The organism is Streptomyces sp. NPDC051218 (genome assembly GCF_044455475.1).
Classification (GTDB): domain Bacteria; phylum Actinomycetota; class Actinomycetes; order Streptomycetales; family Streptomycetaceae; genus Streptomyces.
The window spans coordinates 32984-46154 of sequence record NZ_JBITEU010000001.1 but is presented as its reverse complement, the minus strand read 5'-3'; the positions used below and the strand labels follow the sequence as shown (position 1 = coordinate 46154).

13 protein-coding genes are annotated in these 13171 nt (G+C 70.7%); 6 read left to right on the top strand and 7 right to left on the bottom strand.

Annotated elements, in window-relative coordinates; all coding sequences use genetic code 11:
- Nucleotides 1-2: 2 nt before the first annotated feature.
- The 3 genes from ACIBCK_RS00235 to ACIBCK_RS00225 all read right to left on the bottom strand — a co-directional run bounded on the left by ACIBCK_RS00235 (nucleotide 3) and on the right by ACIBCK_RS00225 (nucleotide 2042).
- On the bottom strand, nucleotides 3-236 hold the full coding sequence (locus tag ACIBCK_RS00235; protein ID WP_363313022.1) for a hypothetical protein: 234 nt from the start codon (nucleotides 234-236) through the stop codon (nucleotides 3-5).
- 89 nt (nucleotides 237-325) lie between these two features.
- Nucleotides 326-1342 (bottom strand): DEDDh family exonuclease, encoded by a 1017-nt coding sequence (locus ACIBCK_RS00230; protein ID WP_399385857.1) that lies wholly within the window; start codon nucleotides 1340-1342, stop codon nucleotides 326-328.
- 31 nt (nucleotides 1343-1373) lie between these two features.
- A complete protein-coding gene (locus ACIBCK_RS00225) occupies nucleotides 1374-2042 on the bottom strand; it encodes a TetR/AcrR family transcriptional regulator (RefSeq protein WP_399385856.1) in 669 nt (222 codons plus the stop codon).
- A 70-nt stretch (nucleotides 2043-2112) separates the two neighbouring features.
- Between ACIBCK_RS00225 and ACIBCK_RS00220 the strand changes: the two genes are divergently transcribed.
- From ACIBCK_RS00220 to ACIBCK_RS00195, 6 genes are all read left to right on the top strand, one after another.
- Entirely contained in the window at nucleotides 2113-2910 is a 798-nt protein-coding gene (locus tag ACIBCK_RS00220; RefSeq protein WP_399385855.1) for an acetoacetate decarboxylase family protein, read from the top strand.
- A gap of 1 nt (nucleotide 2911) precedes the next feature.
- The gene (locus ACIBCK_RS00215) at nucleotides 2912-3796 is read left to right on the top strand and encodes an SDR family NAD(P)-dependent oxidoreductase (RefSeq protein ID WP_399385854.1); all 885 of its coding nucleotides are present in this window, start codon (nucleotides 2912-2914) and stop codon (nucleotides 3794-3796) included.
- Between the two features lie 10 nt (nucleotides 3797-3806).
- Nucleotides 3807-5090 carry an amidohydrolase family protein gene (locus ACIBCK_RS00210; protein ID WP_399385853.1) on the top strand — a complete coding sequence of 428 codons (1284 nt, stop codon included), beginning with the start codon at nucleotides 3807-3809 and terminating at the stop codon, nucleotides 5088-5090.
- 11 nt (nucleotides 5091-5101) lie between these two features.
- Nucleotides 5102-6331: an amidohydrolase family protein gene (locus tag ACIBCK_RS00205; protein WP_399387154.1), complete on the top strand. Its 1230-nt coding sequence runs from the start codon at nucleotides 5102-5104 to the stop codon at nucleotides 6329-6331.
- A 186-nt stretch (nucleotides 6332-6517) separates the two neighbouring features.
- The gene (locus tag ACIBCK_RS00200) at nucleotides 6518-7429 is read left to right on the top strand and encodes a sterol desaturase family protein (protein ID WP_399385852.1); all 912 of its coding nucleotides are present in this window, start codon (nucleotides 6518-6520) and stop codon (nucleotides 7427-7429) included.
- Nucleotides 7426-8112 (top strand): lysoplasmalogenase, encoded by a 687-nt coding sequence (locus ACIBCK_RS00195; RefSeq protein ID WP_399385851.1) that lies wholly within the window; start codon nucleotides 7426-7428, stop codon nucleotides 8110-8112. Before ACIBCK_RS00200 ends, ACIBCK_RS00195 begins: the two co-directional genes overlap by 4 nt.
- Here ACIBCK_RS00195 and ACIBCK_RS00190 read toward each other — a convergent pair.
- The 4 genes from ACIBCK_RS00190 to ACIBCK_RS00175 all read right to left on the bottom strand — a co-directional run bounded on the left by ACIBCK_RS00190 (nucleotide 8042) and on the right by ACIBCK_RS00175 (nucleotide 12955).
- Nucleotides 8042-9100 carry a CopD family protein gene (locus ACIBCK_RS00190; RefSeq protein WP_399385850.1) on the bottom strand — a complete coding sequence of 353 codons (1059 nt, stop codon included), beginning with the start codon at nucleotides 9098-9100 and terminating at the stop codon, nucleotides 8042-8044. The two genes, ACIBCK_RS00195 and ACIBCK_RS00190, sit on opposite strands and share 71 nt — an antisense overlap.
- Before the next feature lie 82 nt (nucleotides 9101-9182).
- A complete protein-coding gene (locus ACIBCK_RS00185; protein ID WP_399385849.1) occupies nucleotides 9183-9752 on the bottom strand; it encodes a hypothetical protein in 570 nt (189 codons plus the stop codon).
- A 69-nt stretch (nucleotides 9753-9821) separates the two neighbouring features.
- Complete coding sequence (locus tag ACIBCK_RS00180) at nucleotides 9822-11408, bottom strand: S8 family peptidase (RefSeq protein ID WP_399385848.1); 1587 nt, start codon at nucleotides 11406-11408, stop codon at nucleotides 9822-9824.
- A 14-nt stretch (nucleotides 11409-11422) separates the two neighbouring features.
- Nucleotides 11423-12955 carry a S8 family peptidase gene (locus ACIBCK_RS00175; protein WP_399385847.1) on the bottom strand — a complete coding sequence of 511 codons (1533 nt, stop codon included), beginning with the start codon at nucleotides 12953-12955 and terminating at the stop codon, nucleotides 11423-11425.
- Nucleotides 12956-13171: the final 216 nt, after the last annotated feature.

Sequence of the window (13171 nt, the reverse complement as noted above, 5' to 3'; positions counted from 1 at the left end):
TGTCACACCCTGTCGACGATGCCCACCTGCCCCTCCGCCCGCGAGCAGTGCGCACCGCAGTACCACCGTCCGTCGGCCTCCACGCCCTGGCCGATGATCCGGCACCGGCAGTGCTCACAGATGGGCGCCATCCGGTGAATGGCGCAGGAGAAGCAGTCGAAGACGTGCACTGCCCCTTGGGCATGCACCTCGAAGGACATGCCGTAGTCGTTTCCGCAGACCTCGCAACGTGCCATGCGCCACAGGGTGGGACGCCGGGCGCCCGCATGCGAGCAAGCAGGCGGGCGCCGGTCCGACAATCACCCGTCTGCCGCTCGCCGGCGGCTCAGCCCTCCGCCGCCGGAGCGACATCCTGGAGGAGCTGGCCGAACGCGGCCTCGTCGATGACGGGCGTACCGAAGGCTCGCGCCTTCACGGTCTTGGAGGTCCCCGAGTCCGGGTCGTTCGTGACGAGCAGGCTGGTCAGCCGCGACACGCTCGTGGCGATGTGCAGCCCGGCCTCGACCGCGCGGTCCTCGAGGAGGTCGCGCTCGATGGAGGTGTCACCGGAGAACGCGACACGCATGCCCTGTTGGAGCGGTTTGCCCGGTTCATACCGACCCGGGTTGGGGAACGGGCAGGCGGGCCGCTTGCGCGAGGGACGCCAACTCGCGGGGCCGTACGAGGAGTACGAGGGATACGAGGAGGCCGCCGAGCCCGGTCCGGCCGGCTGGCGGACGATGCGGGGCGCGCCGTCGGACCACTCGGTGAGCGGACGGCACTCCAGGAGCGGCAGCCGCACCCCGCCGCCGGCCGCGGCCTTGAGGCTGGGGCGGAAGGCCTCGGCGAGCACGCGCGCGTCGTCGAGCGCGTTGTGCGCGTTGCGCTGCTCGACCCCGAAGTGCGCGGCGAGCGACTCCAGCTTGTGGTTGGGCAGCGGGAGCCGCAGCTCCTTGGAGAGGGCGATGGTGCACAGGCGCTGGCGCACGGGGGCGGTGAGTTCCGCGCGTGCGTACTCCCTGGCGATCATCGACCAGTCGAAGACGGCGTTGTGCGCGACCAGGACGCGGTCGGCCAGGCGCGCGGCGAACTCCTCGGCGATGTCCTTGAAGAGGGGCGCGCCGGCGAGCAGCTCACTGGTGAGGCCGTGGATCCAGACGGGGCCGGGGTCGCGCTGGGGGTTGACCAGCGTGTACCAGTGGTCCTCCACCTCGCCCTGGGCGTCCACGCGGTAGACGGCAGCCGACACTATGCGGTCGTCGCGGGCGAGGCCTGTGGTCTCGACGTCGACGACCGCGTACCCCGTTGGGTACGCGGCCGGCCAAGAGGCTGCGGACGCTGCGGTCGTCTGGTCTTCGAGCATGGTCCATGAGGATACGGGCCACGACTGACAGTCAGGTCCCTGGGCTGTTCTCCCGGCCGAGGAGTCCGGACACCAGTGCCTTCACCGACAGGGTGAACAACGCCTCGGGGTCGACGGGTCGGGCGAGCGCGCGGGCCAGCGCCGGGTCCTGTTCGGCCGTCTGCGCGCCCCACAGTTCTTCCTCGCCGGGGCGCTGCACGGGGGCCCGTTCGCGGTTGCGCTCGACCAGGACGTGGCCGACGACGTGGACCTGGACGGCGCGTACGGCGTCGGCGGCGCGGGCGCCGCGCAGGCCCGCCGCGTGCACTTCGTGGACCAGGACCTGCTGGGCGGGCAGGAACATCCGCTCGGTGAGGCCGCGTTCGTGCACCATCGCGACGAGGTGCGGATGGTCGCGCAGTTGCCGGCGCAGGGCGCGCGCGACGGAGACGATGCGCCCGTCGGGGGTGCGGCCGGTGGGCCGGATCGCGCCGAGGTCGGCGAGGGTGCGCTCCACGAGGGCGTCAAGGAGCGACTCGCGGTTGCCGACATGCCAGTAGATCGAGGTGACGGCGGCGCCGAGTTCGGCGGCGAGCCTGCGCATCGTCAGGGCCTGCGGGCCGTGCCGCTTGACGAGCGCCGCGGCGGCGGCGAGGACCTGTTCCCGGTCGAGATGGCCCCGTTCCCGGTCCGGATGCGTACGCGTCTCTTCACTCTTCACGCCTCCTGTTGTAACTGTGTTACAGAACCGCCCGCAAGACCTCTGTAGTCCTGACGAAGGGTGGTACGACATGGCACGCGTACGTTATGGAGCGCGTACGGAGGCGGAGATCGCCGCGGCGCGCAGTGCGAGTTCGAAGCTGCCCGACATCTGGTCCACGGGTGTGGTGGCCCTCTGGGAGAGCGATCCGGACGCCGTGGCGGCCGTCCTGCCGCCCCCGTTGAAGCCCACGGACCGGCCGCTGGTGCGGGCCAACATCAGCAAGGTGGACCTGCCGGGGTATCCGCTCGGCGCGGGTTCGGTGGCCGTCGCCGCCGAGCACGACGGGGTGAAGGGCTGGTATCCGCTCGTCATGCCGATGACCCACGAACGGGCCCTGATCGGCGGGCGTGAGGTCTTCGGTGAGCCGAAGAAGCTGGGCGAGGTCGAGGTGGAGCGCGACGGCCTGGTCATCCGCGCCTCGCTGGCCCGGCACGGCATCGCCTTCGTGGAGGTGCGGGGCGCGGTCAGCGGCGCCCTGCCGCTTCCGGAGCCGGTCCAGAAGACGGACTTCTACTTCAAGTTCCTTCCCGCGGTGGACGGTTCGGGCTTCGACGCCGACCCGGTGCTCGTGCACTGCGTACGCAACGAGAAGGTCCGCAAGCTGGAGGGCATCACCGGGGACGTCGTGCTGCGCGAGTCGATGTACGACCCGGTCGCGGACCTCCCCGTACGACGGGTCGTCGAGATCACCATCGGCGAGAAGACCACCGACCAGAAGGGCCGGGTGGCCGAGCGGGTCAGCGCGCAGGCGCTGCTGCCCTACATCCATCAGCGCTACGACGACCCGCAGCAGATCCTCGACGGCCCGCCCGAGGGGAGCGTCTGAGATGGAGCTGAGCGAAGGACAGGTCGCCGTCGTGACGGGCGCCGCGAGCGGCATCGGCCTCGCCATGGCGAGGCGGTTCGCGGCGGACGGCCTGAAGGTGGTCCTCGCGGATGTCGAGGAGGGCGCCCTGGAGAAGGCGGCGGCCGGGCTGCGCGAGGACGGGGCGAGCGTGCACGCGCGCGTGGTCGACGTCGGCTCCCGCGAAGAGGTCTTCGCGCTCGCCGAAGCGGCGTACGAGAAGTTCGGCGCCGTCCATGTGCTGTGCAACAACGCGGGGGTCGGCTCGGGCGCCGAGGGCCGCATGTGGGAGCACGAGCCGAACGACTGGAAGTGGGCCTTCGAGGTCAACGTGTGGGGCGTCTTCCACGGCATCCAGGCCTTCGTGCCCCGGATGATCGCGGGCGGCGAGCCCGGCCATGTCGTCAACACCTCGTCCGGTGACGGCGGCATCGCACCGCTGCCGACGGCGTCCGTGTACGCGGTCACCAAGGCGGCCGTCGTGACGATGACCGAGTCGTTGTACGCCCATCTGAAGGCGGAGCACGCGCGCGTGGGCGCTTCCGTGCTCTTCCCGGGGCCGCACATGCTGCGCACGGGGCTGTGGGAGTCGCACCGCAACCGGCCCGACCGGTACGCCAAGTCCCGCCCCCGCAGGACCCCTTACCGCTCTCTCGGCCAGTGGGAGTCCGCCATGAAGGACGCGGGCAAGGAGGTCGCGTTCACGCCCGTCGAGCAGGTGGCGGACTTCGTGGCGGAGGGGATCGCGGCCGACCGCTTCTGGCTGCTCCCGGAGAGCGAGCACAGCGACCGGCAGATCAAGGCGAGGTCGCGGTCGATGCTCGACCGCGCGAACCCGGCGTATCTGGAGAGCTTCATTCTGGACTGAAGGGCACGTGATGACCGACCAGGACCCCTACCTGATCATCTCCTCCGACTGCCACGCCGGGCTTCCCACCGAGGAGTACCGGCCCTACCTCGACAGCCGCTTCCACCGGGACTTCGATCAGTTCCTGGGGGAGCGCGACGCCCGCCGCGCGGAGGCGACGCGGCTCGGCATCCGCAACGACGCGTTCGCCGCCAAGTGGTTCCAGGACAACGAGGAGGGCCTGCGCGGCGGCTGGGAGACCGCGCAGCGCCTCAAGGAGCTCGACGGCGACGGGGTGGCCGCCGAGGTCGTCTTCCCCGACGCGGACGCCGTGGACAGCCAGACGGCCGCGCCCTTCGGGGTGGGCCTCGGCCTCTCCGGGGACCAGGACCCGGACCTCGGCATGGCGGGCGCGCAGGCACACAACCGCTGGCTCGCCGACTTCGTCTCCGAGCACCCCGAACGGCACTGCGGCGTCGCCCTGTTGCCCATCACCGGAGAGGTCGACCGGGTCGTCGCCGAGGTCCACCGGGCCAAGGAGTCCGGGCTCGGCGCGCTGATGATCCCTTCCATGTGGGTCGACAAGGCGCCCTACCACGACCGGCGTTACGACCCCGTGTGGGCGGCGGCGGCCGAGTGCGCGATGCCCGTGGTGACCCACTCCGGGGCGGCGCCCCGCCACGAGTACGGCGACCACCTGGGGATCTACGTCTCCGAAGTGACCTGGTGGCCCGCGCGGCCGCTGTGGTTCATGCTCTGGTCGGGCGTCTTCGAACGGCACCCGGGGTTGAAGTTCGGCGTCGCGGAGTCGGGTTGCTGGTGGCTGCCGAACCTCCTGTGGTTCATGGACCGCCTCTACCTGGGCGCGCACGGCGGCAAGAAGCTCTCCCCGTTCGCGGAGCTGGGGCGGCCCCCGCACGAGTACCTGGACCGGCAGATCTTCATCTGCGCGACCAACACCAAGCGCCGCGAGCTCGCCCAGCGTTACGAGATCGGCGTCGACAACATCCTCTGGGGCAGCGACTTCCCGCACCCCGAAGGGACCTGGCCCGACACGCGCGCGTGGCTGAGGAAAACCTTCCATGACATCCCGGTGAGCGAGACCCGCCGGATGCTCGGTCTCGCGGCCGCCGAAGTCTTCGGCTTCGACACCGAGAAGCTGGCGCCGCTGGCCCGCAGGATCGGCCCGACGCCCGCCGAGCTCGGCCAGCAGCCCGACCAGTCGGCCGTCGAGGCCTCCTGGGCGCGCTCACGCGAGGTGGGGCGCCACTGGCTGACCGACCACGACTTCCCGGTGATGGGGGCGGACACATGAGCCGGCAGCACATGACCCAAGAGCGCTACACCGTCATCTCGGCCGACTGCCACGCGGGCGCCGATCTCCTCGACTACCGGCCCTACCTGGAGTCACGGCACCACGACGCGTTCGACGCGTGGGCGGCCACCTACGTCAACCCGTACGAGGACCTGCTCGCCGACACCGCGGACCGCAACTGGAACTCGGATCGCCGCCTCCGGGAGCTGGAGCAGGACGGCATCGTCGCCGAGGTCGTCTTCCCGAACACCATCCCGCCGTTCTTCCCGAGCGCTTCCCTGATGGCGCCGGCGCCCACCCGTGAGGAGTTCGAGCAGCGCTGGGCGGGCCTGCGGGCCCACAACCGCTGGCTCGCCGACTTCTGCGCCGCGGCTCCGGGGCGCAGGGCGGGCGCCTTCCAGATCCTCCTCAACGACGTGGACGCGGCCGTCAAGGAGATCCACTGGGCGGCCGACGCGGGCCTGAACGGCGGTCTGCTGCTGCCCGGCACACCGCCGGGCAGCGGGCTCGCGGAGCTCTACTCCGCGACGTACGACCCGATCTGGGCGGCCTGCGCCGAGCGCGGTATGCCGGTCAACCACCATGCCGGGTCGGCCTCACCGCCGCTCGGCGAGGAACCGGCGGCGCGGGCCGTCTTCATGGTGGAGACGACGTGGTTCTCGCACCGGGCGCTGTGGCACCTGGTGTTCGGCGGTGCCTTCCGCCGCCACCCGGAGCTGCGGCTCGTGCTCACCGAGCAGGGCTCGGGGTGGATCCCGGGCGTGCTCGACATGCTGGACTACTACCACGGGCGGCTGGTCGCCGCCGCCTCGAAGACGGACACCGCCGAGTCGAAGTTCGGCGCGGGCCTGGCCGATTCGATGGGCAAGGGCCCCTCCGAGGTCTGGCGCGACAACTGCTTCGTCGGCGCGAGCTTCATGCGGCCGCACGAGGCGCAGATGAGGGACAGGATCGGCCTCGACAAGATCATGTGGGGCAGCGACTACCCGCACGACGAAGGCACGCACCCGCACTCGCGCGAAGGCCTCCGCATCGCCTACGCGGGCCTCCCGAAGGACGAGATAGCCGCGATGGTCGGCGGCAACGCGGCCCGCGTCTACGGCTTCGACCTGGAGCGGCTCGGGGAGATCGCCGCGCGCGTGGGACCGACGGTGCAGGAACTGGACGAACCCCTCAAGGAGACACCGGCCGGCGCGACGAGCCCGGTGTTCGCCCCGGGAGGGTCCGTACGCGTCTGGTGACGACGCGCCCCTGCCGAACCCGCTCACCCGGGGAGACCTCCCCGGGTGAGCGATCAGGTGCGGGGTGGTCGGTGTCTGAGCGTCCGCTTTTGGCGGGGATCGCCAACATCCGCTGTCGTACCCCTGGTAATACTTGTCGGTAACTACGTCTAGCGGCGGCCGTCCAGAGGCCTCTACGGTGCACGCATGCCGCCGAACCTGCCCGATGTCGTGCTGTGGTCCATACCTGCCTTCGTGCTGCTCACGGTCGTGGAGATCGTGAGCCACCGGATCCATCCGGACGAGGACGAAGCCGGGTACGAGACGAAGGATGCCGCCACCTCCGTCACCATGGGGCTCGGCAGCCTCGTCTTCGACCTTCTGTGGAAGATCCCCATAGTCGCGATCTACTCGGCGGTGTACGCGCTGACGCCGCTGCAGATCCCCGTCCTGTGGTGGACGATCCCGCTGATGCTGCTCGCGCAGGACTTCTTCTACTACTGGTCGCACCGCGGACACCACGTCATCCGCATCCTGTGGGCCTGCCACGTCGTGCACCACTCCAGCCGCAAGTTCAACCTCACGACGGCGTTGCGCCAGCCCTGGACGAGCCTGACCGTCTGGCCGTTCTACGTCCCGCTGATCGCCCTGGGCGTGCATCCGGCGGCGCTCGCGTTCTGCTCGTCGGCGAACCTCGTCTACCAGTTCTGGATCCACACCGAACGCATCGGTAAGCTCCCGCGGCCCTTCGAGTACGTCTTCAACACGCCCTCCCACCACCGCGTGCACCACGCCTCGCAGGGCGGCTACCTGGACCGCAACTTCGGCGGCATCCTGATCATCTGGGACCGTATGTTCGGCTCGTGGGTCGCGGAGACGGACCGACCCGTCTACGGCCTCACGAAGAACATCGCCACGTACAACCCGCTGCGGGTGGCCACGCACGAGTACGCGGCGATAGCCAAGGACCTCAAGAAGGCGACGAGTTGGCGCGAGCGGGGCGGAAGACTGTTCCGGGGGCCTGGCTGGCAGCCGCAGGCGCCGGTGACACCCCAGGCAGCGCAGGCAGCGCAGGCAGGGCAGGCGACGCCGGAGCCCGTCACGGAGAGCGCGGCGTGACGGTCGCGGGCAGGCGTCTCCTGGGCGCCTTCGCCCTGGCGGCGGCCGGCGACCTGGCGGCCCTGCTGGCGGGCTCGGACGCCGCCCACACCGTCTTCAAGCCCCTCCTCATGCCGCTCCTTGCGGCGTACGTGATCACGGCCGGAGGCCCGCGCCTACTGACCGCCGCGCTCCTCTTCGGCTGGGGAGGTGACGTCCTGCTGCTGGCGGACGCCGATGCCGCGTTCCTCGCCGGGATGGGCTCCTTCGCGGCGGGCCACATCTGCTACCTCGCCCTCTTCAAGCGTCACGGCACGCCACGCGCGCGTGGCGCCTGGCTGGTGGCCGCGTACGCCACCGCCCTCGCCACGGTCGCCCTCATGTGGCCGGACCTTCCCGCGGACATGCGCGGCCCGGTGGCGGGCTACAGCCTCCTGCTCACCGCGATGGCCTTCGGTGCCACGAGGTTGGGCCTCACCGCGGCTGTGGGCGGCGCGCTGTTCCTCCTGTCGGACACCCTCATCGCGACCGGCGTCGCGGAGTGGCCGCAGGCCCCGCGTCCCGACTTCTGGATCATGCTCACCTACATCACCGCTCAGTTCCTGCTGGTCAGCGGCGTACTGTCGGCTCGGCTCACCAGCGAATCGGCAGCGGCAACGCGGTCAGCAGAGCCGACACCGCCACCACGGCCCCTAGCGCGATGACCTCCCAGCGCGCGGGGGAGTACGCCGAAGCCGGGCCGGCGGGCCTACGCAGCCGCAGGCGCGCGAGCAGCGCGAGGACGGCCACGGCCACCACGAGGAGCACCTTGGCGAGCAGCGTGCGCCCGTAGGCCGTCTCCGTGAGCTGGGCGGCGACCGTGCCCGGCGGCATCCGGCGCAGGGTGCTGCACACCCCCGTCACGGTGATCGCGGCGAGCAGGACGGCAGCCACGCGCGCGTAGAGCCCCAGGAGCGCCGCTCCCGCCTCCGGGGCGAACGTCCGCCACAGCCGTAGCATCCGAAGCACCTGCAGCAGGCCGCCTGCCCACAGCACCCCGCACGTCAGATGCACCAGGGTCAGACCGGTGCCGATGAGCGGGGTGTCCTCCACCGGAGCGTGGGCCCGCAGCGCCTCCGCGACGATCACCGCGGCCAGCGGAAACGCGGCGGTGGAGGGGCGGCGCGAGCGCGCGCAGAGCAGCGCCACGATGAAGGCGTTGACCTCCAGGAGCGCCAGCCTGCCGTCCCGCGACGCGGAGAGCCCGCCGAGATCCATGTCGGAGAGCTCCCGGGGCACCAGATTACCGGTGGCCACCACCGAGGCGAGGCCGAGCGAGGCGACGACACCCGCCACCGCCGCGTACGTGGACCAGCTCCGCGGCTCACGTTCCAGCGGCGCTCCCGGCACCCTGCGGGCCAGACGGATCGCGTACACCTCGCCCAACTGCACGCAGAGCGCGGCGAACAGAGCCGTCCGCAGGAAGGTGATCCCGGCCGTGCCGGGCGCCTCGGCCTCCCCGGTGCCGCTCAGTGCCGCCGAGGGGCCGAGCAGGGGCACGAGCGCGGCGACGGTCACCAGGATGAGCACGGCGACGGCACGGGCCGTGGAGGGGCGGCGGCGCGGGGCGCGATGCGAGGCGCTGGGTGCGGCGGCGACCGCCTCCGCCGAGGCCTCGCCTCCGGGGTCGGCGGACGGTTGTATGGAGCTCACCACATGATCTTCACCAGGTGCGCCGTTAAGGGGCAAGTCCTGGCAAACAACTGGCGGAACCGCATTCCGCCCGACAGGCGACCTACTCCGCCGTGCCCGTGCCCGCCTCACCCTGCGTGGCCGCCGACCACCACAGCCTGATCGACACCTGCGGCTCCGACGGCCGCAGCTCCCACCCCTGGGCCGTCGCGGTCTCGACCACGTAATGGCCGCCCACACCGTGGTAGACGCGCCACGGGATCTCACACTCGACGGGCCACAGCGGCTTGTTCGGCTTCCGGGGGGCGGACGCCCGTGCCGTCCAGCGGCCGACGACCTCGTCGACCCGCGCGCGGTGGTACGCCGTGTCGCCCTCGTGGCGCAGCTCCGGCCAGGTCACGCACCAGCCCGGCAGCCGCAGGCGCTCCAGCATGCGGTCCGACAGAGCGGTGAGCTTCCTGCCGCCCGAGTCGCTGACCGCCTCGACGATCTCCGCGAGGAACAGGAGCACGATGAACGCGGCTATCTTCACCGCCGCGAGGACACACCACACCGGTATGTACGCGATCATGCCGACGAAGCCGAGCACCAGTTGCCATCGGGGCCTGACGGGCGCCGCCACCCAGTGCTCCGTGCCGGCCTGAACGAAGCGGGCGTCCTTGTACTCATACATAAAACGAGATCCTCTCGCGAAGGGCCGGGCGGTCCGTGACCGCCCGGCCCGACACCCTCCGCGGGAGGGCTACTTCCGCACGGCGTCCAAGGCGTCGATCAGGCCCACGCCGTAGAAGCCGTTCTTGTTCTTGCCGCCCGCGCACACCGCGTCGACCTTGCCGTCGCCGTCGATGTCGTACGGATCGGTGCACTTCATGGCGTCGGCCTCGCCGTGGAGCAACGCCTTCACCTTCGACGAAGACGCGTACGGGTGGGCCGACTTGATGAGCGCAGCCACGCCCGCGGCGTGCGGAGACGCCATCGACGTACCCGCCTTGTAGCCGAACTTGCCCCCGGGCAGCGTCGACAGGATGCGGCCGTCCGTGGCCGGCGCGTCCGGTGTCTGGAACTTCGTCGAGTCACCGCCGGGCGCCGCGATGTCGATGACGCCCTTGCCGTAGTTCGAGTACGAGGACTTGATGCCCTTCGCGCCCGTGGCCGAGACGGTCACCACACCCGGAAGCTGCGACGGAAGGTCGAGGCAGTCCGCGGTCTTGATGACCCGCTCCGTGGGCGTCGTGTCGTCCGGGCTCGAGTCGTCGACGATCTCCTCCTGCGCCAGGTCCGTCTCGGCGTTGCCGGCCGCCGCGACGTTCACCGCGCCCTTGCGCTCCGCGTACCGCGTGGCCCGCCCGACGGCGTCGACCAGGGCCTTCTGGTCGGCGTCCGTCTTGCAGTTGAACAGCCACGGGTCGGTGTAGTAGCTGGAGTTGGTGACGTCGACACCGTGATCGGCCGCCCACATGAAGCCGCAGACCACGGCCTCCGTGTAGTACATGCCGGTCGCCGGCTCGGCCACCTTCAGGCTCGCCACCTTCACGCCCGGAGCGACACCGGTGACGCCGGTGCCGTTCTTCGCGGCGGCGATGGTGCCCGCCACGTGCATGCCGTGGTCGCTCTCCCCGCTCACCGGACGCCACGCGCTGTCCTTCTGCACGGGCACGCCGCCCAGACAGCTCGCGGACGCCTTCGCGTCGAAGTTCGGCGCGATGTCCGGGTGCGTGTCGTCCACACCGGAGTCCAGGACGCCGACGGTGACCCTGGAACTGCCCAGCGACTCCTTGTGGGCCTTGTCCGCCTTGATGGCGGGCAGATCCCACTGGAGCGGCTCCAGCTCGTCCTGGCCCGCACCCGCCCGCCCGGCCGCCTGCTTCGCCTCGGCGGCGGTCAGGGGCCGGTCGGCCTCAAGGGCGTCGTCGGACTGCGCGGACAGCGGAGCCGTACGGGTGGCCCCCGCCGACGCGACGCCCTTCACCTTGCGGATCTTCTTGGCGAAGTCCGCGTCCGACGCGTGGACGACGATCACGCCGATCCTGTCGTACGCGATGACGACCTTGCCGCCCGCCTTGGAGATGGCCCTCTTCACGTACGCCGACGTCTTGGCGGACGGTGAACCGCCGTGCCCGGAGCGGACGTTGACGACGTAGCTCATCGACGTGCCGTCGGTGAGCGAGGAGCCGACGGTGGACACGACGGACGACACCGGGCCGCCCGGCTGAGACGCGGCATCGGGCTGGGCCGAGGCCGTGCCCGGCAGGAAGGCGACGGCCGAGGCCACCGCCATGCCGAGCGGGAGTGCGAGCACGCGCCGGGAGCGCGTGAAAGGTGCGGTCATGCTGCGAATGCCCCTCACTTCTTCACGGCGTCGAGCGCGTCGACGATCCCGCTGCCGTAGAAGCCGTTCTTGTTCTTGGAGCCCTCGCAGACCGCGTCGACCTTGCCGTCACCGTCCGGGTCGTACGGCTCCGTCGGGCAGCCCGGGTTGTCGGCCTGCTTCTTGAGCAGCCGCTGGAGCTCCGCGGGGCTCGCCTTGGGGTGCGTCGACTTCAGGAGCGCGGCCACGCCCGACGCGTGCGGCGACGCCATCGAGGTGCCCTGCAGCCAGCCGTACTGGTTGCCCGGCATCGTGGAGAGGATGCGGCCGTTCTTCGACGGGGTGTCGGCCGGGATCTGACGTGCGTCGCCGCCCGGAGCCGCGACGTCGATGACGCCCTTGCCGTACGTCGAGTAGTACGACTTGAGGTTCTGCACGCCGGTCGCGCTGACCGTGACCACACCCGGCAGCTGCGTCGGGATGTCGAAGCACTCGGAGGGGTCGATGGTGCGCGGCACCGGCGTCGAGTCGTCCGGGCTCGAGTCGTCCAGGATCTCGTCGGAGGCGAGGTCGTGGTTGGAGTTGCCCGCCGACGCGAGGTTCAGGGTGCCCTTCTTCTGGGCGTACAGCTGCGCGCGGTTGACCGCGTCGACGATGGCCCGCTGGTCCGGGTCGTCCATGCAGTTGTAGAGCCACGGGTCCACGTAGTAGCTGTTGTTCGTGATCTCGATGCCCTTGTCGGCGGCGAACACGAAGGCGCAGACGACGCTCTCCGGGAAGAACAGCTCGCTGACCGGGTCGGCCACCTTGATGCCCGCGACCTTCACGCCGGGGGCTACACCCGCGACACCCACATTGTTGCGGGCGGCGGCTATCTCGCCCGCCACGTGCGTGCCGTGGTAGTGGTCCGGCTTCTCCGGGCGCCAGGCGCCGGGCGAGGTGTCCGCCTTGCCGCCGACACAGCTCGCCGACTGCGAGGCCGAGAAGGTGGGCGCGAGGTCCGGGTGGGTGTCGTCGACTCCGGTGTCGATGACGCCGACGGTGACCTTCTTGCTGCCCGGGTTGATCTTCGCCGCCTTGTCGGCGCCTATCGCACGCAGATCCCACTGGTCCGCTTCGAGCGGTTCGGCGCCCGCATCCGCCTTCGCCTTCAGCGACTTGGCCTCGGCCTTCGACAGGAGGGTCGGCGCACCCTCCTCCGTGGTGCCCGCGGCCGTCAGGGGCGAGGTGCGGGTCGCGCCCGCGGACTGGACCCCCTTGACCTTGCGCAGCTGCTTGCCGAAGTCGGGGTTGGCCGAGTGCACGACGATGACGCCGATCTTCGGGTACGTGACGACGATGGAGCCGTCCGCCCTGGCGATCGCCTTCTTGACGTAGGCGATCGTCTTGGAGTCCGTGCGGGTGTTGACGACGTACGCGAGCTTCGGGGCCTCGGCCTTCGCCGACGCGGTGGCGGGTGCGTCGGGGGCCGCGGTCGCGATGCCCGGAGCGAAGCCGACCGACGCCGCGAGCGCGATGCCGAGGGGCACGGTGAGCGCGATGCGACGTCTGGAACGCAGATGAGCCATGGGATCTCCACATCATCCGGATACGTGAACTGCCCGAACACATCAAGTGATCGGGCAGGTACATGACGGGGCGTGCAGAGTGAAGCTATCCCCCGAACTCCCAGGCCAGCAATGGATTCCGGAAGAAATCGGCGCGTAACCCCGCGCCGGGCGTGCCGTCGTGACGTTGAACAGGTAACGGAAGCAACATCGACCCCTGTCGGATCACGTCCCATG

What these genes read in the sequence shown, in the direction of transcription:
- ACIBCK_RS00235 (WP_363313022.1), bottom strand. Translation starts at nt 236, where the DNA reads ATGGCACGTTGCGAGGTCTGCGGAAACGACTACGGCATGTCCTTCGAG.
- ACIBCK_RS00230 (WP_399385857.1), bottom strand. Translation starts at nt 1,342, where the DNA reads ATGCTCGAAGACCAGACGACCGCAGCGTCCGCAGCCTCTTGGCCGGCC.
- ACIBCK_RS00220 (WP_399385855.1), top strand. Translation starts at nt 2,113, where the DNA reads ATGGCACGCGTACGTTATGGAGCGCGTACGGAGGCGGAGATCGCCGCG.
- ACIBCK_RS00215 (WP_399385854.1), top strand. Translation starts at nt 2,912, where the DNA reads ATGGAGCTGAGCGAAGGACAGGTCGCCGTCGTGACGGGCGCCGCGAGC.
- ACIBCK_RS00210 (WP_399385853.1), top strand. Translation starts at nt 3,807, where the DNA reads ATGACCGACCAGGACCCCTACCTGATCATCTCCTCCGACTGCCACGCC.
- ACIBCK_RS00205 (WP_399387154.1), top strand. Translation starts at nt 5,102, where the DNA reads ATGACCCAAGAGCGCTACACCGTCATCTCGGCCGACTGCCACGCGGGC.
- ACIBCK_RS00200 (WP_399385852.1), top strand. Translation starts at nt 6,518, where the DNA reads ATGCCGCCGAACCTGCCCGATGTCGTGCTGTGGTCCATACCTGCCTTC.
- ACIBCK_RS00185 (WP_399385849.1), bottom strand. Translation starts at nt 9,752, where the DNA reads ATGTATGAGTACAAGGACGCCCGCTTCGTTCAGGCCGGCACGGAGCAC.
- ACIBCK_RS00180 (WP_399385848.1), bottom strand. Translation starts at nt 11,408, where the DNA reads ATGACCGCACCTTTCACGCGCTCCCGGCGCGTGCTCGCACTCCCGCTC.
- ACIBCK_RS00175 (WP_399385847.1), bottom strand. Translation starts at nt 12,955, where the DNA reads ATGGCTCATCTGCGTTCCAGACGTCGCATCGCGCTCACCGTGCCCCTC.